The organism is Mycobacterium sp. E1747 (assembly GCF_001667775.1).
Taxonomy (GTDB): domain Bacteria; phylum Actinomycetota; class Actinomycetes; order Mycobacteriales; family Mycobacteriaceae; genus Mycobacterium.
On record NZ_LZJI01000131.1, the window covers coordinates 12,261 to 31,787 of the forward strand.

At 66.5% G+C, this 19,527-nt stretch carries 21 protein-coding genes; 9 read left to right on the forward strand and 12 right to left on the reverse strand.

Going from position 1 to position 19,527, the window contains the following annotated elements:
• Together A5695_RS13260 and A5695_RS13265 are read right to left on the reverse strand one after the other, a co-directional pair.
• Entirely contained in the window at nucleotides 1-429 is a 429-nt protein-coding gene (locus tag A5695_RS13260) for an SRPBCC family protein (RefSeq protein WP_068082301.1), read from the reverse strand.
• Between the two features lie 115 nt (nucleotides 430-544).
• A complete protein-coding gene (locus A5695_RS13265; protein ID WP_068082302.1) occupies nucleotides 545-1,102 on the reverse strand; it encodes a hypothetical protein in 558 nt (185 codons plus the stop codon).
• 164 nt (nucleotides 1,103-1,266) lie between these two features.
• On the opposite strand from A5695_RS13265, the gene A5695_RS13270 reads away from it, so the two are divergent.
• Nucleotides 1,267-3,015, forward strand: a complete 1,749-nt coding sequence (locus tag A5695_RS13270) for a DUF4407 domain-containing protein (protein ID WP_068082352.1) — start codon at nucleotides 1,267-1,269, stop codon at nucleotides 3,013-3,015.
• A gap of 92 nt (nucleotides 3,016-3,107) precedes the next feature.
• Here the strand turns inward: A5695_RS13270 and A5695_RS13275 are convergent, their stop codons facing one another.
• On the reverse strand, nucleotides 3,108-3,926 hold the full coding sequence (locus tag A5695_RS13275) for a DAPG hydrolase family protein (protein WP_068082305.1): 819 nt from the start codon (nucleotides 3,924-3,926) through the stop codon (nucleotides 3,108-3,110).
• Nucleotides 3,926-5,266 (reverse strand): FAD-binding oxidoreductase, encoded by a 1,341-nt coding sequence (locus A5695_RS13280; protein ID WP_068082308.1) that lies wholly within the window; start codon nucleotides 5,264-5,266, stop codon nucleotides 3,926-3,928. The genes A5695_RS13275 and A5695_RS13280 overlap by 1 nt, the downstream gene beginning before the upstream one ends.
• Before the next feature lie 67 nt (nucleotides 5,267-5,333).
• Here A5695_RS13280 and A5695_RS13285 point away from each other — a divergent pair, with 67 nt between their 5' ends.
• Nucleotides 5,334-6,080 carry an IclR family transcriptional regulator gene (locus A5695_RS13285; protein WP_068082313.1) on the forward strand — a complete coding sequence of 249 codons (747 nt, stop codon included), beginning with the start codon at nucleotides 5,334-5,336 and terminating at the stop codon, nucleotides 6,078-6,080.
• A gap of 8 nt (nucleotides 6,081-6,088) precedes the next feature.
• Here the strand turns inward: A5695_RS13285 and A5695_RS13290 are convergent, their stop codons facing one another.
• The 5 genes from A5695_RS13290 to A5695_RS13310 are packed head-to-tail and all read right to left on the reverse strand — an operon-like array spanning nucleotide 6,089 to nucleotide 9,505.
• Nucleotides 6,089-7,096, reverse strand: a complete 1,008-nt coding sequence (locus A5695_RS13290) for an aromatic/alkene monooxygenase hydroxylase subunit beta (RefSeq protein WP_068082316.1) — start codon at nucleotides 7,094-7,096, stop codon at nucleotides 6,089-6,091.
• A 3-nt stretch (nucleotides 7,097-7,099) separates the two neighbouring features.
• Entirely contained in the window at nucleotides 7,100-7,414 is a 315-nt protein-coding gene (locus tag A5695_RS13295; RefSeq protein ID WP_068082319.1) for an MmoB/DmpM family protein, read from the reverse strand.
• Nucleotides 7,411-7,764: a Rieske 2Fe-2S domain-containing protein gene (locus A5695_RS13300; RefSeq protein ID WP_231974812.1), complete on the reverse strand. Its 354-nt coding sequence runs from the start codon at nucleotides 7,762-7,764 to the stop codon at nucleotides 7,411-7,413. Before A5695_RS13300 ends, A5695_RS13295 begins: the two co-directional genes overlap by 4 nt.
• Complete coding sequence (locus A5695_RS27575) at nucleotides 7,754-8,005, reverse strand: toluene-4-monooxygenase system B family protein (RefSeq protein WP_082946053.1); 252 nt, start codon at nucleotides 8,003-8,005, stop codon at nucleotides 7,754-7,756. Before A5695_RS27575 ends, A5695_RS13300 begins: the two co-directional genes overlap by 11 nt.
• 12 nt (nucleotides 8,006-8,017) lie before the next feature.
• Entirely contained in the window at nucleotides 8,018-9,505 is a 1,488-nt protein-coding gene (locus tag A5695_RS13310) for a YHS domain-containing protein (protein ID WP_068082329.1), read from the reverse strand.
• A 405-nt stretch (nucleotides 9,506-9,910) separates the two neighbouring features.
• Between A5695_RS13310 and A5695_RS13315 the strand changes: the two genes are divergently transcribed.
• Nucleotides 9,911-10,390, forward strand: a complete 480-nt coding sequence (locus A5695_RS13315; RefSeq protein WP_068082354.1) for a MarR family winged helix-turn-helix transcriptional regulator — start codon at nucleotides 9,911-9,913, stop codon at nucleotides 10,388-10,390.
• Between the two features lie 260 nt (nucleotides 10,391-10,650).
• Here the strand turns inward: A5695_RS13315 and A5695_RS13320 are convergent, their stop codons facing one another.
• From A5695_RS13320 to A5695_RS13330, 3 genes are all read right to left on the reverse strand, one after another.
• The gene (locus A5695_RS13320) at nucleotides 10,651-10,938 is read right to left on the reverse strand and encodes an ANTAR domain-containing protein (protein WP_068082332.1); all 288 of its coding nucleotides are present in this window, start codon (nucleotides 10,936-10,938) and stop codon (nucleotides 10,651-10,653) included.
• A 239-nt stretch (nucleotides 10,939-11,177) separates the two neighbouring features.
• Nucleotides 11,178-12,542: a wax ester/triacylglycerol synthase domain-containing protein gene (locus A5695_RS13325; protein WP_068082357.1), complete on the reverse strand. Its 1,365-nt coding sequence runs from the start codon at nucleotides 12,540-12,542 to the stop codon at nucleotides 11,178-11,180.
• Between the two features lie 116 nt (nucleotides 12,543-12,658).
• Nucleotides 12,659-13,891: a CaiB/BaiF CoA-transferase family protein gene (locus A5695_RS13330; protein ID WP_068082334.1), complete on the reverse strand. Its 1,233-nt coding sequence runs from the start codon at nucleotides 13,889-13,891 to the stop codon at nucleotides 12,659-12,661.
• Nucleotides 13,892-14,176: 285 nt separating this feature from the next.
• Between A5695_RS13330 and A5695_RS13335 the strand changes: the two genes are divergently transcribed.
• The 6 genes from A5695_RS13335 to A5695_RS13360 all read left to right on the forward strand — a co-directional run.
• Complete coding sequence (locus tag A5695_RS13335) at nucleotides 14,177-15,040, forward strand: mycofactocin-coupled SDR family oxidoreductase (RefSeq protein ID WP_068082336.1); 864 nt, start codon at nucleotides 14,177-14,179, stop codon at nucleotides 15,038-15,040.
• Between the two features lie 4 nt (nucleotides 15,041-15,044).
• Complete coding sequence (locus A5695_RS13340) at nucleotides 15,045-16,037, forward strand: thiamine pyrophosphate-dependent dehydrogenase E1 component subunit alpha (RefSeq protein ID WP_068082360.1); 993 nt, start codon at nucleotides 15,045-15,047, stop codon at nucleotides 16,035-16,037.
• A gap of 2 nt (nucleotides 16,038-16,039) precedes the next feature.
• Nucleotides 16,040-17,050 carry an alpha-ketoacid dehydrogenase subunit beta gene (locus A5695_RS13345; protein ID WP_068082339.1) on the forward strand — a complete coding sequence of 337 codons (1,011 nt, stop codon included), beginning with the start codon at nucleotides 16,040-16,042 and terminating at the stop codon, nucleotides 17,048-17,050.
• Nucleotides 17,043-17,279, forward strand: a complete 237-nt coding sequence (locus A5695_RS13350) for a biotin/lipoyl-containing protein (protein WP_068082342.1) — start codon at nucleotides 17,043-17,045, stop codon at nucleotides 17,277-17,279. Before A5695_RS13345 ends, A5695_RS13350 begins: the two co-directional genes overlap by 8 nt.
• Nucleotides 17,280-17,299: 20 nt before the next feature.
• Nucleotides 17,300-18,172: an enoyl-CoA hydratase-related protein gene (locus A5695_RS13355; protein WP_068082345.1), complete on the forward strand. Its 873-nt coding sequence runs from the start codon at nucleotides 17,300-17,302 to the stop codon at nucleotides 18,170-18,172.
• A gap of 9 nt (nucleotides 18,173-18,181) precedes the next feature.
• On the forward strand, nucleotides 18,182-19,527 hold a 1,346-nt coding region (locus A5695_RS13360; RefSeq protein ID WP_068082346.1), incomplete at its 3' end, for an AMP-binding protein.

The window sequence follows — 19,527 nt, forward strand, 5'->3', positions numbered from 1 at the left end:
CTATTGCATAGCGGCCAGGTTCTTCACGGACTTCTCCACGTCCGAGCGGAGCACCCGGGCCACCAACCCGCCGATCGGCCCGCTGAGCAATCCGCCCCGCAGGTCCGCCGTGAGATGAAAGTCCGTCCCGGCATCCTCGCCCGTGACCGTCATCGCCACCCCGAGGCGGATGCCGCCGCGACCGCGACCTTGCAGCTCAATCGCTTTCGGCTCCTGGTAGCGGGTGACCGTCCAGTGGATCACGTTGCGAAATCCCTTGACCTTCACACACGACGAGACGCAAGTGCCCTCCTCGATCTTGTCGGGAACGGGTCCGCGCCACCCGGCAAAAATGGTCATCCACTCATCGAATCGGCTCAGGTCGGACGCCAGCTTCCAGGCGGCCTCCGGGTCCACCTCCGACGACACCGAGACATCCACACGTGCCAACTTTTCCGCTCCTCCCAAACGATGAATCGCGGCGCCGGCACGGCAGCACAGGCGAACGGCGCGCAACGCGCACTGAGTACCCGCGGACGACCGGGGCTACGCGTCGGGCGGGACCCTACGGCCAGGCCTCCTGCAACTGCTGCGCCACGTCGATGATCTGGGCTGCTTGCGACTGCGGCGAGTCGATCTCCTCGGCGACGTACTGGGCGACGAATCGGCGGATCTCGCCGTCGACCCCGGCGAGGATGCGCAGCACCTCACCGCGGAAGGACTTCGACGACACGTTGACGGTGATGTCGGAGGGCCGGGGCTTCGCGACATCGACGATCAGCAACAGCGGCTCGGCGGCGCGCGCCGTCGCCCGCAATGCGATGTCCCCGGAAACCACGAACCGCTGCTTGTCGAGCCGGAGGTCGAGCAGCAGGTCGATCGACAGCGGGATGTGGATGACGAACGTGATGCTGTCACCCAGGCGGCGGGTGACCTTAGGCTCGTGGATCTTGACGTTGGCGCTGACCTTGGCGATTCCACCGGGCCCCTGCGCGATGGGCTCCATGGCGAACTCGTTGCCGGCGATGTCGGCGAACGCGGCGGCGACACGTTCGGGGGTGACAGCGACCTCGAAGAATTTGCGGCCGAACTCTTCGTAGGTGACAAAATCGTGAGTCTCCATAGGCTTATACCGTCTCACGTCGGTCACCGGAACCGTCGCTGATCTGCCCGCGTCGCAGAAATCGGCGACCGCCTCGCCTTGTGAAGCACGCCACACCCGGGGGGCTTCGATTCGGTCCGGCGGCCGGTCGCCTGGGAGGCTTGTTGGCTGGGGAGGTGTTGTCGATGTGCGCCCAGGAAGTTACCCAGAAGCGCTCGGCGTCGCCGCCTGCCGGCCTGCTCACCTGGCTGGGCGGCGGGCAATGGCGCGAGCCGGCCGAGCGGTCCACGCACGCCGTTGAGAGCGGGGCCGGCGCGGTGGTGTTGTTCGGGGCGGTGCTGGCCTGGCTCGTCGCGACGGTGGCGGTCAGCGAGACGGGCCGCTGGTCACTCCCCCTGGTACTGCCGTTGACGATGGTCTTCGCCCTGCTGGTCGCCGCGGTTGCCCGCGCCACCACCTCAGGGTCCCACCGGGGCTGGGCCGGCATGGCCGGCCGCGCGCTTGTCGCGGCCGCGCTTGGGGTCGTCGTCGGCGAACTGGCCGCACTCGTCCTGCTCTCCGGTTCGGTCGACCATCGCCTCGACGAACGCGCCCTGCGCAATGCCGGCTCGGCGCCGGCCGTCGCGCAGGCGTCCGCGTCCCTGCAACAAACCAAGGATGCGCGGGCCGCGCTCGACAACGCGGTCGCCGACGCTCACCAGCAGCAGGATCGGGCCCTGGTCGTCGCGCGCTGCGAATACCATCCCACCCCTGCCTGCCCGCAGACCCGGATCACCGGGGATCCCGGCGCCGGGCCCGAAACCCGAACGGCGAACGAACTTCTCGCAGACGCCCAACACGAATTGGACAACGCGCTCGCGGCCCGGGATCGCCAATCCCCCGAGCTGGACGCCAAAATCTCGCGGGACCAGCAAGTCCTCGCCGAGGCGCGTCGCGGCGCGGTCGCCGGCGCCGATCGCGGCCTGGGCGCCCGCTGGGTCGCGATGAACGACCTGACCCGCACCGACGCAGGCGCGCTGACGTTGCGGCTGCTGACGATTGCGTTCTGCGTACTGCTCTACCTGCTACCCCTGATCCTGAGGCGGTGGCGTGGCGAGACCATCCAGGACCGGCATTCGGCGGCACGCGCGGAGCTCGAACGCGCGGAGCTCGAGGCGGACACCGCGATCGCGATCAAGCGGGCCGAGGTCCGCCGCGAGGCCGAAATCATGTGGGCCGAGCACCAACTCACTCAGGCCCGGATCGCCATCGAAGCCCAGACCGCGATCGACCGGGAGCATCAACGTCGCCGGATCGCGGACGCCATCGATCCGCCGGTGCGGGCGTCGTCGCAACGCCCCACTGAACCGGCCGGCGAAGACATCTTTCTGCCCATCGCCGCGGAAGCCGAGGCGGCCAGCCGGGCGATCGTCGGCCTGCCCGCGCCGGAACGGACCGCCGACGCCGAGAACCTGCCCGCACCCGGCAAGCGCGACGTGGTGGCGCACGACGAACGCGGCCCGTCGCTCATCGGATCGATTCCCGACGCCACCAAGGCCGCCGCGCGGTGGATTCGTCCGCTGGTGCCCCCGTTGGTGGGGCGGGTGATCGACACCACGACCGCACCGTTGCGCACCGCACGCCAGGTCATCGAAGAGGTTGAGGAAATCACCTTCGCGCTGCGGCGCACCCACAAGATCACGGTCGATTCCGAAAGCTCAGAGGCGGGCGAACGTCCGGGGCCGCCCGCTGCGACCGGCGAATCCCCCTTCCCCGCAAGGCGTTTCATCGACTCAGTCCGCGATGATGCCGGCCGGTCCCCGCGCCCCCGGCTGGGCGGTCACGCGCCGTCGCTGGGGACGGCGCACCGAAACGACGAACGGGAACTGGCCAAGCGCGACGGGCCGGCCGAGCTGGATTCCCCGGAAGGCCCCCGCCAGCTTCCGCCGGCTTGACGACCTGTACCTCGGGACGGATTTCTCTTGCTGTTGCGGCGCGGCGGACAAGCCGGCCAACCCATGCAGACCTACGCGAGTCTTACTGGCACCTACTCGTCGCCGAAGGCCGCGTGGAGCTCCGGCAGGAAACTCGCCAGGTGGTTCATCTCCTGAGCGCAGTGCACCATCAAATTCCGCGCGCTGGACTCGGCGTTGCCGAGCACGCGCGAGGCGATGGGGCGCACGGCGCGCGACGCGACGCCGGGGACGTTGCGCACCTCGATGTGCCGCCCGCCCATCCAGAACCGTGACCGCATCTCGGCGCCGTCCGGGGTCGACCGGACGTGGTGAATGAACCAACCGACGTCCACCGGGGCCTCGCTGGATCCGAGCCGGGCGCAGATCGCCACCGCGTGGTCGTCGTCGGGGGGACAGCCTGTGCTCGCCGGGTCGACGAATTGGATTGCGCCGTTGAGCATTGTCGAGCCGATGTACTCACTGATCAAAGACCAGCGGCCGATGTAACGCTGGGCCCCACGGCGGCCGGGATCTTCCAGGTCCGAGCCGTCCTTCCAGGTGGCGCGCAGGTGCGCGCGTGGATGCCACAGCTTGTACCGACGAGTGTCGCAGCCGTGCCAGCCGAACCACCAGGACCACATCGCCGGAGTGACTCCCGGCATGTCGGTGCGCACCGAGACCTGATAGCCGCCATCCTCGAGGACCCCGTACCCGTTTTCGGTCTGCTGGTACCCGTCGTCGGCCACGCGTGCGGCGTCGTCGAACGACGGCAGCGCCATGGCGCCTTGCGGGCCGTGTTCGAGTGCCTCGACGACATGGCTTGGTAGCGGGGCCATCTGGGGCGTGTAGAACTTGCCGAACGGGGTCTTGGCGTCGTCGTCGCGATAACCCAGATAGAGGTCGCCGGCCATCAGAGTCGTCCCATCCAGCTGTTGAACAGGCCGTCGGGGTCGTATTCGGCGCGCACGCGGTCGAGTTTGGCCATGGCGGCGTCGCTGGCGAACCGCGCGGGACGCTGGCCGAGGTTTTCGTCGGCCAGCTGAATGCCGATCGCGAATTCGGACATCGCGGCCATGTTGGACCGCGCCCAGTCGGCATACTTCCCTTCGTCGGCCGGATCCTTCCAGGAACCGTAGAGCGCCAGGTAGATGTCCCCCTCGATGCTGTAGGCCATGTCCTGGCGGGGCGGGCAGGGGCCCCAGTTCAGCCAGAGAAAGTGCGCGGGATGCGGGGGCATCGTGTCCAGGATCGTCCTGATGCCCGGCAGCAGGTCTTCGGCCGACGCTGACGTCCACATATTGTCGACGGCATAGTGGTGATCCGACAGGTAGTGGCTCATCGCGACGTCATACCAGGTCGGCAGATCGGTTGGCAGGTAAGGAATCTTGACGAGCGCCCGATCGGCAACCGGGCAGGTGCCGAACAGGGCGAGGGCCTTTTCGGCCTCCTCGTCGGAGTCCGCGAAGGCGGGCGACGCCAGCGAGATGACCGGGGTGTCGATGCCCATGTTCGGCTCGCCGCGCGAGGCCACGGCCTGCAACTCGACGCGAGGGTCCACGTCGGCGCCGACCGCCCTGGCCCAGGTGAAAACCTCGTCGGCCAGCTCGAACGGGTAGACGTAAACGCTGGTGCCGCAGGCGCCGGGGCGCGGATAGAGCTTGAGGTAGAACGAGGTGACCACAGCGAAGAAGCCGGGGCCGGCACCCCGGGCGGCCCAGTAAAGGTCGGCGTTGTTGCTGGCGTCGCAGTGAATTTGTTCACCCTCCGCGGTGACGATGTCGAGGCCGACCACGCTCTCGCAGGCCGGGCCGAAGATGCGGCTGTTCCAGCCGTACCCGCCCTGCAGCAGGTAGCCGCCCAGGCAGACGCCCTTGCAATGACCGCCGGGAAAAAACAGGCCCTGCGCCTCGAGATCGGCCATCAGCATGCTGCCGCCCTTCCCCGGGCCCACTCGGGCGAGGCGATTCTCGGCATCGATGACGGCGTGGTCGAGCCGGCTGACGTCGAGCAGCACGGAACCGTCGCGCAAATGGTTGGCCGCGAAGCTGTGGCCGCCGGAAACGATGCTGACCTTGAGACCGTGGGCGCTGGCGTAGCGGATCCCGGCGACGACGTCATCCGCGTCGACTGCCTGCACGATCACTTCTGGGTGGCGCTCGGGCACCCGCTGATGCCACACGGTGTCGCGGCGGGCCGCCTCGTAGCCGTCATCACCCCGAAAGTAGTGGCGTCCGGCCGGTAACCCGCTCATCGAAGCCCTCCTCTGATTCGGAGTTCGGATCTTTGTGATCCGGGATGCGGAACACTATAGTAGGGGAATGCCGCGCCCGGGGGAGAATTCGCCACCTGGTCGTGACGAAGGCATCCAGGTGTTACGCCGCGCGGCCGCCGCCCTGGACGAGATCGCCGCGGAGCCCGGCCGCCTGCGCCTGGTCGACCTCGGCGAGCGGCTCGGGCTGGCCAAGTCGACGGCCCGCCGGTTGCTGGTCGGTTTGGTCGAGGTGGGGTTGGCCAGTGTCGACTCGCAGGGCCGCATTTCCCTCGGCGACCGCCTGCTCGGATTCAGCAATTCCGACGGGGCGCACATCGCGGCGGTTTTCCGCCCAACGATCGAGCGCGTGGCGCGCGCCACCGACGGCGAGACCGTCGACCTGTCGGTGCTTCGGGGGCAGCGCATGTGGTTCGTCGACCAATTGGAATCGTCACATCGCCTGCGCGCGGTGTCCGCGGTCGGCATCCGGTTCCCCCTGGAGTCGACAGCCAACGGCAAGGCTGCGCTCGCGGTGCTGGACGACGCCGACGCCGAGTCGGTGATTTCCCGATTCGGTCCCGAGGTCGCCGACCGCCTCCGCGCTGAGCTCGCCGAAATCCGGCGCACCGGAATCGCTTTCGACCGCGACGAGCACACCCCGGGGATCACGGCGGCCGCCATCGCGCGACGCACCGTGGGAGACAACGTGGTTGCCATCTCCGTGCCGGCGCCGACGGAGCGATTCGGCGAGAAGGAGCAGCGCATCGTCGACGCATTGTGCGCGGCGGCCGAATCGCCGGCCTGGTCGCGCTGAGTTGGCGATTAAATCTGCAACGAGGACCGGAACTCTGAGGCCGACGTCTGCACCCGCTGGGCAACCGTGGCGGGGTCTGCAGGGTGCGGCGCAATGGCGAATATCGTTGCGAGCCCGGCAACCGCACGATCCGCCAACGGCTCCCACTTGGCTTGCCAATTCGCCAAGACGCCGCGGTTCGCCTGATTGGCCGCAACACTGTAGTTGGCTAGCGCCGCGCTCCAGTTCTGGCTCCGTGTGGTGTCAACCCCCGATTCCCGTAGCAGCGAGGCGGTCAGTCCGTCACCGTGTGCGGCGGCCAGGTCGGCCAAGACCTCCTTGAACAAGGCGTCGAGGGTGGGTTTGACGACGAGATTGAGCGCGGTGAATGCCTCGCCCCAGTCGTAGGCCACCAGGAGCTTCTCAAGGGCTTCACGCGCCGGCTGCCATGCCTCATCTTTTTCCCAGAATGACCGTGTCGCTTCCGAATTGGCCAGATGCACGCCATGGACCAGGGCCAAAGACTTGGCGCGGTAGGCGATCCACTGCACCGCCCGCAACTCGTCGGCCGCCTGGAAGAATGCGGCGTTGGTGATGTAGGCGCTGGGTGCCAGCTGACCGACGTAGAGACTGGTGATCTGCAATACGTGCAAGACGAACCGGGCGGGAAGATAAGCGCGCTCGAGCACCGCGACCCATGCAGGATCGAGGTGCTCCTCGTGGTCGAGCGCCTCGTAGTGGTCAACCACTCCCTCGGCATAGATTTCGCGCTCATGCTGCAGTGCGATGTACCGCCGGTAGTTCAGCGCGGCTGGATCACGAAAGCCCTCCCAATCGTCGGCCTGCAGCGGGGACCCTTCGCGGTGCTCGAGATACCACCGGTTGACCGGGCTACCCGGGTCGAGGTCGAATGGCGCCGGCTTACGGTTGAAGTGGTAGTGAAAATGACCCGTGACAATCTCATATTCGGTGGGCCGACGCCGGGTATCCCCGGCGATGCTCCACGTCTTATGCCGGCGTTGCGACGTTGTCGTCATCGCTCAGTCCTTTCTTTCCAGGTACCAGTGCAGTTCGTCATCGCCGACATAACGCATTCGTCCCGCGAAGCCGGCGATCGCGGGCTCAAGGGATGACAACGGAATAGCATGTCCCGCAGCGTCGTCCAGGCTCGCACGAGTGACCCTGAGAAAGGAAGGCGCGTGGATACGCACGTAGCCCGCGTGATCCTCGATGACGATTTCGGCGTCGGGGTTGTCCAGCTCAATCGCCTCGGTCAACGCGCTGACGATATCGGGATCGAAGCCCCGAACGACCGGTCCGACAAGCTTGTGTTCATCGGTTGTCGACGATGTCATGAAGCTTCTCCGTTCTGAGGTATTGACACCGCGATGCAATCGCCGTCGCGGCGGACCCGGTAACTCCTCAACCGGCAGTTGTCCGGGTTCAGGCCGGCGCCGGTGGTCAGATCGAACTCCCAGCTGTGGGCCGAGCACGTCAGCACGTCGCCCTCGACGTCACCGTCGGCCAGTGGGAATCCCGCGTGCGGGCAGCTGCCCGCGAATGCACGCAACTGGCCGCCGCGTAGGTGAACCAACAGAATCGGCAGATCGTCGGCGTAGAACTCGCCGATGTCGCCCTCCCACAGCTCGTCGGCGGTCGCCACGATCGTCCATTCGGTTGTCGGGTCACCGCCGTCAGAGGTCACCATAGAAGACCTCGATGTGGTCCAGTGGCTGGACTCCGGTGGAGCCAATAATCGCTTCGGGGGCCAGTATTCGGCCGTCGTGACGGACTCGAAGTGGCGCATCACGGCGCGCCACGCGGTGGCCCACCACATGATGGGCCACCTGCTGTCCCACCTGCTCGACGGTGTCACCATCATCGACCGGGATGAGCAACTCGAGTACATCGCCGTGGAAGAGGGCGGTCAGCGGAAGTAGCGGCATCGTCTTGCCTCCTCAGCGCTCTTGCGCCCAGGCGTAGTCGTCGGCATCTCGGCCCTGTTCCTCGGGAGATAGCCCGAAATACCGCAGGACCGTGCCGAGGTCTGGCGGGCTGATCTCCCCGGACAGCACGCGATCGATCAATGACTGATGGCCGGCGAACCGTTCGGGCCGCTGAGCAAAGATCCAGCGGCAGGGTTCGGAGCAGAACAGATACTTACGCCCGCGATGGACATGAGTCAGCGGGGCCGGGTCCGTATGAGCCCCGACTATGACCCCCGCCGCGCGCACAATCGGCAGCTGACACATGTTGCACGTGATCGGCAGCGTTTCGGGTAGGGTCGCCGCGATGTCTCCCCTGCGGACGTTGTCGGTGATGACATCCCATTGCCGACCGAAATCCCGGTTCCAGCCGGGATATTTTTCCTCCAACCAAAGGCGCTCCGCGGCTGAGACACCGGCATCGGGATTCCACCACACCGTGGGACGGTAGTACCACACACCGAGGTGGATGGCGTGGTGATACCACGTCAACTCATTGACGAATTCGTCCCAGTACCAAGGATGTTCAAGGCCGAAATCGCGGAATTGGTCGGCGAACTGTTTTATCACCCAGTCCTCGATGAACTCCTTGAACGACATGCGGCGGCTGTCCAGTGGCGTGTAGTAGTCCATCGACAGCCCGGTCAAGAGTGCAAAGATTCGCCAGGACCGCCAGAACATGTGGTCTATCAGGAACTGTCCCCAGTCCTTTTCGCCGTTATCGATGAGCACCTTGATCGTCGGCTCGCCCTGCTGCGCGTGGCGCGCCTCATCGGTTTGAATCGAGGAAATCAGCGCGCCGAACTCCAAATCGCCCACGTCAATCGCGTCCGCGGCCATGCCCAGGAACTGCAGGTTGGTAAAACCGGTTTCAAGTGTGAACGTCAGTTGCAGTGCGATCGATGCCGCGTCGTTCGCCACGAACATGTCGTCGAACAAGTACCGCACCGCAAGAACGATCCAGTCGTTGGTGTGAAACGCTTTGAGCGCCCAGTCCCCTCGCGGCTCCTTGTCGAGAAGCCCGTACGGGAAGAAAGCTTGGATCTGGCCATGCCGGACCTCATCGAGCGTGCCGAACGTCGCAGTGTTTCGCCACGCGGCCACTCGCCCGAACCGACCCATCCTGGCCTCGCCGATGGACGCCAGATACTCGGGCATCGTGATGGCGCCGTAGTGGGCGACGATCACCGATTTCCAGCCCGGATCGAGTTTGTCGAAGAGCTTCGAACGGCCAATGGTGTTCTTCAGCGAATATGTCGTCACGTCCTTGGTGACTTGGTTGTGCACGTACTCGCGATAACCGATCTTGTAGGGCTCGTCCCACTTCAGCCAGGCCTCGGCGGCGACGCGCTGGGTTCCCGAGAGCCCTTCGGGGAACACTTCTTCTTCCGCGACGTAGCGGAAGGTCCAGTTGGTATCCCGGGCTAGGTCATACCAATCACTGCGCGTGAGTTTCGGCATCTGCGGGTCCCTCGTGTCTTTCCAGATCAAGGCCCTGCGGCAGCGCGGTGGCCATCGGTCACCTGTGATGGTAGACAAAGTAATGAGGAGTCCTACATATTGGATCAGCCTGATTTTCAGCAATGATCTGCGGGATCTGATCGGCGATCATCGTGCGAGTCGGGGACCAGAAACGAACTTTAGGTGAGGAGCCACCAACATGCGTCAGCCAGAGCGCCGCAAGCATGTTCCGTTCGCCATTCCGTCGCCGGCTGGCACGGTCGTCGGAGTCGTCTCCTGAGGCACAGCGGGGAACGGCACCCCAGCCTTGACTCGAAGGTCGTAGCAGCACTGGACCGCGTTGGCGACGCGCTACACGTGCTGGCTCGACGGGCAGCCGACAGGCACGACTTGTCCAGCACCCAGATGCGGGTTCTGATTTGGCTTCACGTCGGGCCTCCGCCGGTGGCGCGAAGTACCGCACTCGCCCAAGAGCTCAACGTCTCGGACCCTACGGTGAGCGACGCAGTTTCGGCGTTGCTCCGTAAGAAGCTCGTTACGCGTCGCCGAGACCCCCTCGACGGCCGTAGCAACCAGTTGGTGCTCACACCGTCGGGCCGCCGCATCGCCGCTACGGCGTCGCGCTGGACGGCACCGGCGGAAGTCGCCGCGTCCCGGCTTGATCGCTCCGAGGCCGAGACGCTCCTTGACGGCCTGGTGAAACTGATCGGGGACCTGCACGGTGCCGGCCTCATCCCCGTCACTCGGGCTTGCAGCACGTGCGCCCAACTCAAGGTGCTCGATCCACAGCTTCGTCAATATTGGTGCAAGTTCTACGACACCGCTTTGCCGGTCGACGAGCTACGTGTCGACTGCGTCGATCACATCCCGGTCGGGACACACTAGGACCCCATCGCCTTGGCGGTTACCGAAGGGGGACGCCCAAACAGGCCGTCAGCGGACTAGGTTGATTCCGTAGTCGATTTCGGGCGCGGGTTGATTGGTCGCGCGATTCCGCCGAGGCCGCCGGACCCCCCGCCCGCGGGTCGGCCACTGCAACCGAAGCCCGAAAGCGCCGCCCTCCGCGGGCGCTTTCGCGTCGTTGGGGTCGGGGACGGCCGGGTTACCCCTCGAAAGCTCGGCCGCCCCAACGTCTCGATTGCCGGTCAACAGGTCACTGCGGCGGAGGAGAACAAGCGCCCCCACTCGTGCCGAGCCGCGGACTGCGCGTCGGTGAAGCTCGGCGTCTTCTCGCCGTCGCCGGCCAGGTGCACCAGCGCCCATGCCATCGCGAATACCGGCACCTTGTGCCGCAGGGCCGCGCTGTGCAATTCGTCCAGGGCGGCTTCGGACGGGCACCGGCGCAGGCCGATGAGTATGCCCCGCGCGGTGTCCAGAATGCGGCCAGAATTCGGGCCACACGAAGTCTGGGCAGGGACCCAGTTCGTCGTCATCTTGTGGATACCTCCTGCGGCGCCGTCACGAATCCGCAACTAGCGGATGAGGAATTCCTGCGCCACGCGTCGTCGCGGCCACAAACCTCCAAGGCGCCCCTGTGCCATGATTTGTCGATTGATCGCGTTGTGCCAGAGCGCAGCCAGGATTGATATCGGCCCGTGACCGTTTCGGGATCGGCTGCTAACCAACGACTCCGGGTTGTCTTCGGTTTGCGCTGGAGTCCCGTTACCGCGAATTAGGTTGCCAACTCCAGTAATTCGTCGAAGCCACCGACGATTGCATCGTGGAAGAGGTCGTAGTCTGCAATTGCGGTGGTGTCCACATTCAAGCCGAGCCCACAGGTATCGACATACGTGAGGAGAGTGACATTGACTGCCGAGCCGATGGTGGGGCCGAATGCGTATTGTGCGCGCACCGCGGCGCCGCCGAGGAAGACCGGCACCGGGACACCGGGGACGTCGCTGGCCACGAAATCCACGTGGCGCAGGACCGAGCCGATGTACCAGCGGGGCGCCAGATTGAGCATTCCGGCGATCAATTGCGTGTAGGGCAAAGACCTTTCGTTGCGTACGGCCGCGGTTCGCTGGCGGACCGCCTGGATGCGTTTCGCCGGGTCGGCCTCGCCGACGGGTACGTCGAAGCGCATCAGCGTGATCCGGTTCCCACCCATGCCGTCGTCTTTGGTCCGCAGGCTGATCGGCATCGTGATGTGCAGGTCGCCGACCGCGACGCCGTGCTTCTCGTGGTAGAGCCGCAGCCCACCGGCGACCCCGGCGACGAATGCGTCGTTCAACGCCCCACCGCAGCGGTGCGCCGCCTCCCGGAGCGGCCGCATCGGCACCTGATGCACCCCGAGCCGCCGGGTCAGGCCGCGTTCCGTTGCCAACGACGATCCGGTGCTGGTTATCGGCCGGACGGTTCGGTAGACCGACGCAGCGGTGTTCGCCGCGGACCGGATGGTGTCAAGGGGCCGCCGAACGCCGTCGTACATCAACCGCGGCACCCGGGTGGCCGCTCCCACCAGGGCGCTGGTGAGCAAGCCGGTGTCGTAGCGCGCGGCGTCGCGGTATCCGCCAAGCATCCCGTGCTCGGCCACCTCGGGCTCCGGCGGCAGCGGTTCGACGCGCGACAGGTCCTCGGAGAGGTCGAAGAGGTGCATCGCGATCTGGACTCCGCCGACGCCGTCGGTCAGCGCGTGGTGGAACTTGCAGATCACGGCCGCTCCCCCGTTGGCCAGACCGTCGATGAACGTCGTTTCCCACAGGGCGCGGGCCCGGTCGAAGTCTTGCATCTCGGCCACGCGTGCCATCTCGAGCACGTCGTCGAGCGTCCCGGCGCCCGGGATGCTGGCTCGCCGCAGGTGATAATCCAGCTCGAAGTCCCGGTAGTGCTCCCAGCGCGGCGGGGCCGGCGGGGGCGACTGCACCACGCGCTGCCTGAACATGGGCAGTTTGCGGCTGATCAAGTCGAATCGTCTCCGCACCTCGTCCCAGTCCGGCGACCGGTCCAGAAGAACGACGCTGACCACCGTCGATCGCAGCCGCGGGTCGCTTTCCATCGCCCAGGTGAAGGCGTCGCTGGCGCGCATGAATGCAGTCATTTCCATGCTCCTTTGCACAGAACGTACGACTGCGGGCGCCTCAGGTCACCGGATTATCGGCACGCGATGACTTTGGTCCCCACAGATTGCGCCTTTCGTCGACTGACGCGCGAGGCTTACAGGATCGCCCCGAGATCCTTGCCTTTGGCGATGTCGTCCCAACCGACGCCGAGCTCCAGCAGGATCTCCTCGGTGTGCTGTCCGTGTTCGGGCGCGCGCGCCGGCGCCGGCGGCGTTTCGTCGAACTGAACGGGCGCCGCGACGATGCGGTACGTCTCGCCGTGGTCGTCGACGTTGGTCACCACGTATCCGTTCGGCTCCACCTGCGGATCGTTGAGGGTCTCCCGCGGCGTCGCCAGGGCGCCCCACACACCGGGCTCGTCTTCGAGCGCCTTCTGCCAATGTGCGAGGTCGTGGCCGGCGAACACGGTGGCCAGGATCTCGGTGGCCGCGGCGGCGTTGGCTATCAGGTTGCTCGACGGCACGAATCGTTCGTCGGTCGCCAACTCCGCCAGACCCATGCGTTCGCAGAAGCCCACCCAGAACTTGTCCGGTTGCAAGAACACCAGCTGGATCCACCTGCCGTCCCGCGTTTTGTATCGGTTGACGAGCGGGTTGATGGCCAGGCCGGGCGGTGCTCCCGGGATCCCGTCGATGTCGAAGAAATCGGCCGCCGAGATCGACGGCGCTATCGCCCACATCGCCTGCGCCAGCAGCGAGGAGTCGACGATCGTCGGCTCGCCGGTGCGCTCGCGGTGGAACAGCGCGGCGCAGACGCCCCCGGCCAGCGTCGCCCCACCCTGGAGGTCGCCGAAGCCCGGCCCCTGCACGGCGGGCGTGTCGGTGCCGAACGGCGTGAGCGTGTAGGCAACGCCGCCGCGCGCGAGGTAGGTAGCCGCGTCGAACCCGCCACGATCCCGATCCGGGCCCCGCACCCCGAGCCCGGTGCCTCGCGCGATGATGATCTTCGGGTTGAACGAGCGGACGTCGTCCACGGTCAACCGGGCCCGCTCGAGCGCACCGGGCAGCCAATTGGTAAGGAACACATCCGCACTTGCCAACAGGCGGCCGAACAGTTCGCGGCCGGTCTCGGACTTGATGTCGATGGCGATGCTGCGCTTACCGCGGTTGCCCAGCTCGAGGATGAAGTCGGCATCCGGGCGGGCCGCCTGCCGGGTGAACCCGCCGACGACCAACGCGCGCCCCGGATCACCGGAGGCGACGCCTTCCACCTTGATCACGTCGGCGCCCCAGTCCGACAGGGCCGCACCGGCCGACGGCACGTAGGTCCACGACGCCAACTCGATGACCCGTACCCCTTGGAGCACACCCCCGCGCACGCCAGACATCGCCAACTCCCTTGTCGAACGCCATTCCTTGCTATTTTAGATATTCTAGCTAGTCTAGGGCGTAGCGGTAGACCCGCTGCAGGTCAGCGCAGTTTTTCGTGGAAGAGATGCGATGGATCCGACCGTCGGCCCGATTCCGACGCCAACCCGCGGTGGATATGCGCCCTACCCGAGAGCAACCGGTCGGTCGCCCGATCCGCGTCCGCTCGAGAGCCGGCAGCATCGCCCACAGTTGTTGCGCCCCAAGGTGGGTCGCGCCATAGCCAGACGGATGAAGGACGGGCGATGGGCAGGGTAGCGGGCAAGGTGGCCGTGATCAGTGGCGCCGCGCGGGGTCAGGGCCGTTCGCATGCGCGGATGCTGGCCGCAGAGGGTGCGGACATCATCGCGGTGGATCTGTGCGCCGACATCGAGACCAACGAGTATCCCCTGGCCCGGCGGGAGGACCTGGACGAGACGGCTCGCTTGGTCGAGAAGGAGGGGCAGCGCGCGTTCGCCGCGGTAGCCGACGTCCGCGACCGAGCCGCCCTGTCCGCGGCGATCGATGAGGGCGTCGCCGAATTCGGGCATCTCGACGTCGTTGTTGCCAACGCGGGCATCTGCCCGCTCACCGCGGGCCTGCCGCCGCAGGCGTTCGCCGACGCCGTGGACGTGGACCTGGTCGGCGTGCTGAATCTGGTGCACGCGAGCCTCAAGCATCTGCGGGCCGGCGCGTCGATCATCGTGATCGGGTCCAACGCCGCGTTCATGTCGTCGATGAACACCACGGGCATCGACGGGGGCCCCGGCGGGGCCGGGTATGCCTTCGCGAAACTTGCTGCCGCGCACTACGTCAACGACTTCGCCCTGGCGCTCGCCCCGTTCTCCATCCGGATGAATGCGGTTCATCCCACCAACGTCAACACCGACATGCTGCACAGCCCGCCGATGTATCGTGCGTTCCGGCCGGACCTGAAGGATCCGGCTCGCGAGGACGCCGAACCGGTTTTCCCGCTCGTGCAGGCGATGCCGATCCCCTACGTCGAACCCGAGGACATCAGCGAAGCGGTGTTGTTCCTCGCCTCCGACGCGGCGCGGTACATCACCGGGCAGCAACTCCGTGTCGACGGCGGGGGCTTCCTGAAGGTCAAGCCATGGTCGGGTGCGTGATCGCATGAGCGACGGGACGCCGGGCGTCGAACGGCGCCTATACGAGCTGATGGTGCTCATGAAGGCCGCCGACGATCGGTTGTCCAAAGGCATTGGCACCGGCGAATTCATGTGCGTGTACTGGCCCTCGCGCGGCCAGGAGGCCATCGCCGCCGCGATGGGCGTCGCGCTGCGCCCCGACGACCAATTAGTGACCACCTACCGCGGCCTGCACGACCTCATCGGCAAGGGCGTCCCGCTGGAGGAGATCTACGGCGAGATGATGGGCCGCACCGTCGGCGCCGCCCGTGGCAAGGGCGGCACCATGCACATCGCCAAACCCGATAAGGGCGTGATGCTTTCGACCGGCATCGTCGGGGCGGGACCGCCGGTGGCGGTGGGGTTGGCAATGGCCGCCAAACGCAGAGGCTCCGACCGCGTCACGGTGGTCAGCTTCGGCGACGGAGCGACCAACACGGGGTCCTTTCACGAGGCGGCGAACATGGCCGCGCTGTGGGATCTGCCGGTGGTCTTCGTCTGTCAGAACAACCTGTATGCGGAGATGACGGCCACAGCCGACACCATGAAGCTGGACCGCGTCGCCGACCGGGCGGCCGGTTATGGCATGCCCGGGGTGTGCGTCGACGGAAACGACCCGCTGGCAGTCACTTCGGCGCTGGACGACGCGTTGCGGCGGGCCCGCTCCGGCCCCAGCGGTGGAGGCCCCACCTTCATCGAGTGCGTGACGTTCCGCTTCCGTGGCCATTACTTCGGCGACAGAATGCCCTACATCCCCAAGGAGCAACTGGCAGCCGCGATGGAAGCCGACCCGGTGCCCCGGTTCCGTAGCCACCTCGTCGAGGCGGGCCTGTGCGATCAGGGCGAGCTGGACCGCGTCGACGCCCAGGCGCTGGCCACGGTGGAGGCGGCGCTGGAAACCGTGATGCGCGCGGATTCGCCATCGATCGACGAGCTCGACCAAGACGTGTACGCGACCCCGATCGGGTTCCCGGTGTGAAAATGGAAGAAGCTGAGCTGACCATGCGCGAGGCGCTCAACCTCGCGCTGGACCAGGCCCTGGCGGCCGACGAACGGGTGTTCCTGCTCGGTGAGGACATCGCCGATCCCGGGGCTTCCGGCCCAACCGCCGGGTTGTCGACGAAGTACGGCCACGAGCGCGTCCTGGACACCCCCATCTCGGAGGCGGCGATCGTGGGTGCGGCGATCGGCGCCGCCATCGACGGCCTGCTGCCGGTGGCCGAGATCATGATCATGGATTTCATCGGCATCGCCGCCGATCAGCTGATCAACAACGCGGCCAAGTTGCGCTTCATGACGGCCGGACGCACGACGGCGCCGATCACCATTCGCACCCAGGTCTACGCCGGGCTGGCCACCGGCGCCACGCATTCGCAAAGCCTGGAGGCGTGGTTCATGCACATCCCGGGCATGAAGGTGATCGTGCCCGCCACGCCGCGGGACGGTAAGGGCCTCCTGACGGCGGCGATCTTCGACCCCGACCCGTGCCTGTTCGTCGAAACGATCCGGTTGCAGGGCAAGAAGGGGCCCGTCCCCATAGACCCCGGTTTCTCGATCCCGTTGGGACAGGCCGACATCAAGCGGCCCGGCACCGACGTGACCCTGATCGGATACGGGCGTTGCGTGCACGACGCCCTGAGCGCCGCGACCGTCCTGCACGAACGGGGAGTGAGCGCCGAGGTCGTCGACCTGCGCACCCTGGTGCCACTCGACGTCGAGACCATCGTCGAGTCGGTACGCCGCACCCGACGAGCCGTCATCATCCACGACGCGGTCCAATTCGCCGGTCCCGGAGCCGAGATCGCGGCGATCCTACACTCGGAGCTGTTCTCCGAGCTGGCCGCGCCCGTCGAACGGGTGGCCGCCCGATTCGTCCCCAACCCGGCCGCAGCGGCGCTCGAGGCACAGGTGTACCCCTGCCCGGAACGGATCGTCGCTGCCGCGCAGCGGACCCTCGACAAGACCACCGCGGGGGCGCGGGCGCATGGCTGACTTCATCATTCGCATTCCCCGGGTCTCGGTGGCCGTGTCGGAGGCCGAGCTGACCGGCCTGCTCGTCGAGGGCGGACAGCACGTGGAAGCGGGCACGCCGATCTATGTGATCGCGACCGAAAAGGTGGAGCAGGAAATCGAAGCCGGAGCGTCGGGCACCGTGCAGTGGACGGGCCAGGTCGGGACCACCTACGACATCGGCGCCGAAATCGGTGTCATCACTTCGTGAATCAGGAAAGGTGAGCACGTATGGATCTCAACGAGACTCGCGAGCGAATCATCTATCAAAAGGAGGGGCCCATCGCCCGCGTCACGCTGAACTGGCCGGAAAAGGCGAACGCCCAGGACCAGAAGCTCGCCGAAGAGGTCGATGCCGCGCTGGCCGACGCGGACCGCGATTACGACATCAAGGTGCTGGTGCTCAAGGCCAACGGCAAGGGTTTCTGCTCGGGACACGCCATCGGCAACAACGCCGTCGACTACCCGTCATTCGTGGAGAACGCCATGGTGACCGGCCATCCGTGGAAGGCGCAGTCGGACCTGTTCGTCAAGCCGACCCTGAATCTGTGGGAGTTCTCCAAGCCGACGATCGCGCAGGTGCATGGCTACTGTGTCGGTGGCGGTACCCATATGGGCCTGACCACTGACATCGTCATCGCCGCTGACGACGCCTACTTCTCCTACCCGCCGCTGCAGGGATTCGGTATGCCTTCGGGCGAATGTTCCATCGAGCCCTGGGTATTCATGAACTGGCGCCGCGCGGCCTACTATTTGTTCACGGCCGAGGTGATTGATGCCAAGAAGGCGCTGGAGGTCGGCCTGGTCAATGAGGTCGTCCCGCGTGATCAGCTTGACGGCCGAGTCGAGGCCATCGCCCGGCACATCGCCCAGGCGCCGTTGACGACGCTGATGCTGACCAAGGCCAACCTCAAGCGGGCCTGGGAGCTGATGGGCATGCGGGTGCACTGGCAGAGCTCCAATGATCTCGTCGCGCTGGCCTCGATCAGCAAGGATGTGCAGCAGCTGATTCAGACGGTGTTCAAGGACAAGGTGTTGCCGTCCGAGCACGCCCGTCGGCAGGCCGCGGCCGCCGCTCAAACTGACGGCGCCGCAACCACTTAGGACCCCCTGGTGAACATCGCCGATCACGCGATCGCGGCAGCGTCATCGCCGGCCCTGATCACCGACGGCGAAACGATCACGTTCGGCGAACTGTATGCCCGCAGTCAACGCGTCGCCGCGGCGCTGCGCGCGGCGGGGCTGCGCCCGGGCGAAGCCGTGGCCCTGATCCTGCCGAACCGGCCCGAATTCCTCGAAATCACTTGGGCCTGCCAGCTTTCCGGTCTGTACTATACCGCGGTCAACACCCAGTTCACCCCGGACGAGGTCGCCTACGTGATCGACGACTCCGATGCCAGGGCGGTGTTCGTCGACGCCTCCATGCCCGATCTGGCCGCCCAGGTCCGCGCTGCCAACGCTGCGGTTACCGTCCGCCTCGTGGTGGGCGGTGACCTGCCGGGCTGCGAGGAGTACGAGGACGCGTTGGCGAAGGCCGGCGCCGTACCGCCGGTGGCGGACGGCTCGGAGATGCTGTACTCGTCGGGCACCACGGGCCGGCCCAAGGCCGTCCGCCGCCCCCTCCCGGCCGACGGCAACGGCTCCTGGGCGCAGGCTGTGCTGGAGCTGGCGCTCACCCACAAGTACGCGATGACGTCCTCCAGCGTGTACCTCTCCCCCGCCCCGCTCTACCACGCCGCGGGGGTGAACTACACCATGGCGGTCAACCGCGTCGGGGCGGCGACGATCCTGATGCGCAAGTTCGACGCCGAGACCGTCCTGGGGCTGATCGAGACCCACCGCGTGACGCACGCCCAGTTCGTCCCCACCATGTTCGTGCGGATGCTCAAGGTGCCCAAGGCGATTCGGGAACGCTACCACGTCTCAAGCCTGCAGTGCGTCATCCACGCGGCCGCGCCCTGCCCTGTCGATGTCAAGCACCACATGATGAAGTGGTTTGGGCCGATCATCCACGAATACTACGGCGGCACAGAGGGATTCGCGGGCACGACGATCGGTCCGCAGGAGTGGCTCGCCCACCCCGGCTCAGTGGGCAGGCCCATGTCCCCGGTGCACGTCCTCGGCGACGACGGCGTCGAGCTGCCCGTCGGGCAGGCCGGCGAGCTGTTCTTCGAGGGCGGGCCCGACTTCGAATACTTCAAAGACCCCGCCGAGACCGCGTCGGTGTCCAATGACCGCGGCTGGCGCACGCTTGGGGACATGGGCTACGTCGACGAGGACGGGTACCTCTACCTCACCGATCGGTCCACGTTCATGATCGTTTCCGGCGGGGTGAACATCTACCCGCAGGAAATCGAGAACCTGCTCATCATGCATCCCAAGCTCGTCGACGCAGCCGTGTTCGGGGTCCCCAACGACGAGTTCGGCGAGGAGGTCAAGGCCGTCGTGCAACCGGTCGA

What these genes read in the sequence shown, in the direction of transcription:
- A5695_RS13265 (WP_068082302.1), bottom strand. Translation starts at nt 1,102, where the DNA reads ATGGAGACTCACGATTTTGTCACCTACGAAGAGTTCGGCCGCAAATTC.
- A5695_RS13270 (WP_068082352.1), top strand. Translation starts at nt 1,267, where the DNA reads ATGTGCGCCCAGGAAGTTACCCAGAAGCGCTCGGCGTCGCCGCCTGCC.
- A5695_RS13275 (WP_068082305.1), bottom strand. Translation starts at nt 3,926, where the DNA reads ATGGCCGGCGACCTCTATCTGGGTTATCGCGACGACGACGCCAAGACC.
- A5695_RS13280 (WP_068082308.1), bottom strand. Translation starts at nt 5,266, where the DNA reads ATGAGCGGGTTACCGGCCGGACGCCACTACTTTCGGGGTGATGACGGC.
- A5695_RS13285 (WP_068082313.1), top strand. Translation starts at nt 5,334, where the DNA reads ATGCCGCGCCCGGGGGAGAATTCGCCACCTGGTCGTGACGAAGGCATC.
- A5695_RS13290 (WP_068082316.1), bottom strand. Translation starts at nt 7,096, where the DNA reads ATGACGACAACGTCGCAACGCCGGCATAAGACGTGGAGCATCGCCGGG.
- A5695_RS13295 (WP_068082319.1), bottom strand. Translation starts at nt 7,414, where the DNA reads ATGACATCGTCGACAACCGATGAACACAAGCTTGTCGGACCGGTCGTT.
- A5695_RS27575 (WP_082946053.1), bottom strand. Translation starts at nt 8,005, where the DNA reads ATGCCGCTACTTCCGCTGACCGCCCTCTTCCACGGCGATGTACTCGAG.
- A5695_RS13310 (WP_068082329.1), bottom strand. Translation starts at nt 9,505, where the DNA reads ATGCCGAAACTCACGCGCAGTGATTGGTATGACCTAGCCCGGGATACC.
- A5695_RS13315 (WP_068082354.1), top strand. Translation starts at nt 9,911, where the DNA reads ATGCGGGTTCTGATTTGGCTTCACGTCGGGCCTCCGCCGGTGGCGCGA.
- A5695_RS13320 (WP_068082332.1), bottom strand. Translation starts at nt 10,938, where the DNA reads ATGACGACGAACTGGGTCCCTGCCCAGACTTCGTGTGGCCCGAATTCT.
- A5695_RS13325 (WP_068082357.1), bottom strand. Translation starts at nt 12,542, where the DNA reads ATGACTGCATTCATGCGCGCCAGCGACGCCTTCACCTGGGCGATGGAA.
- A5695_RS13330 (WP_068082334.1), bottom strand. Translation starts at nt 13,891, where the DNA reads ATGTCTGGCGTGCGCGGGGGTGTGCTCCAAGGGGTACGGGTCATCGAG.
- A5695_RS13335 (WP_068082336.1), top strand. Translation starts at nt 14,177, where the DNA reads ATGGGCAGGGTAGCGGGCAAGGTGGCCGTGATCAGTGGCGCCGCGCGG.
- A5695_RS13340 (WP_068082360.1), top strand. Translation starts at nt 15,045, where the DNA reads ATGAGCGACGGGACGCCGGGCGTCGAACGGCGCCTATACGAGCTGATG.
- A5695_RS13345 (WP_068082339.1), top strand. Translation starts at nt 16,040, where the DNA reads ATGGAAGAAGCTGAGCTGACCATGCGCGAGGCGCTCAACCTCGCGCTG.
- A5695_RS13350 (WP_068082342.1), top strand. Translation starts at nt 17,043, where the DNA reads ATGGCTGACTTCATCATTCGCATTCCCCGGGTCTCGGTGGCCGTGTCG.
- A5695_RS13355 (WP_068082345.1), top strand. Translation starts at nt 17,300, where the DNA reads ATGGATCTCAACGAGACTCGCGAGCGAATCATCTATCAAAAGGAGGGG.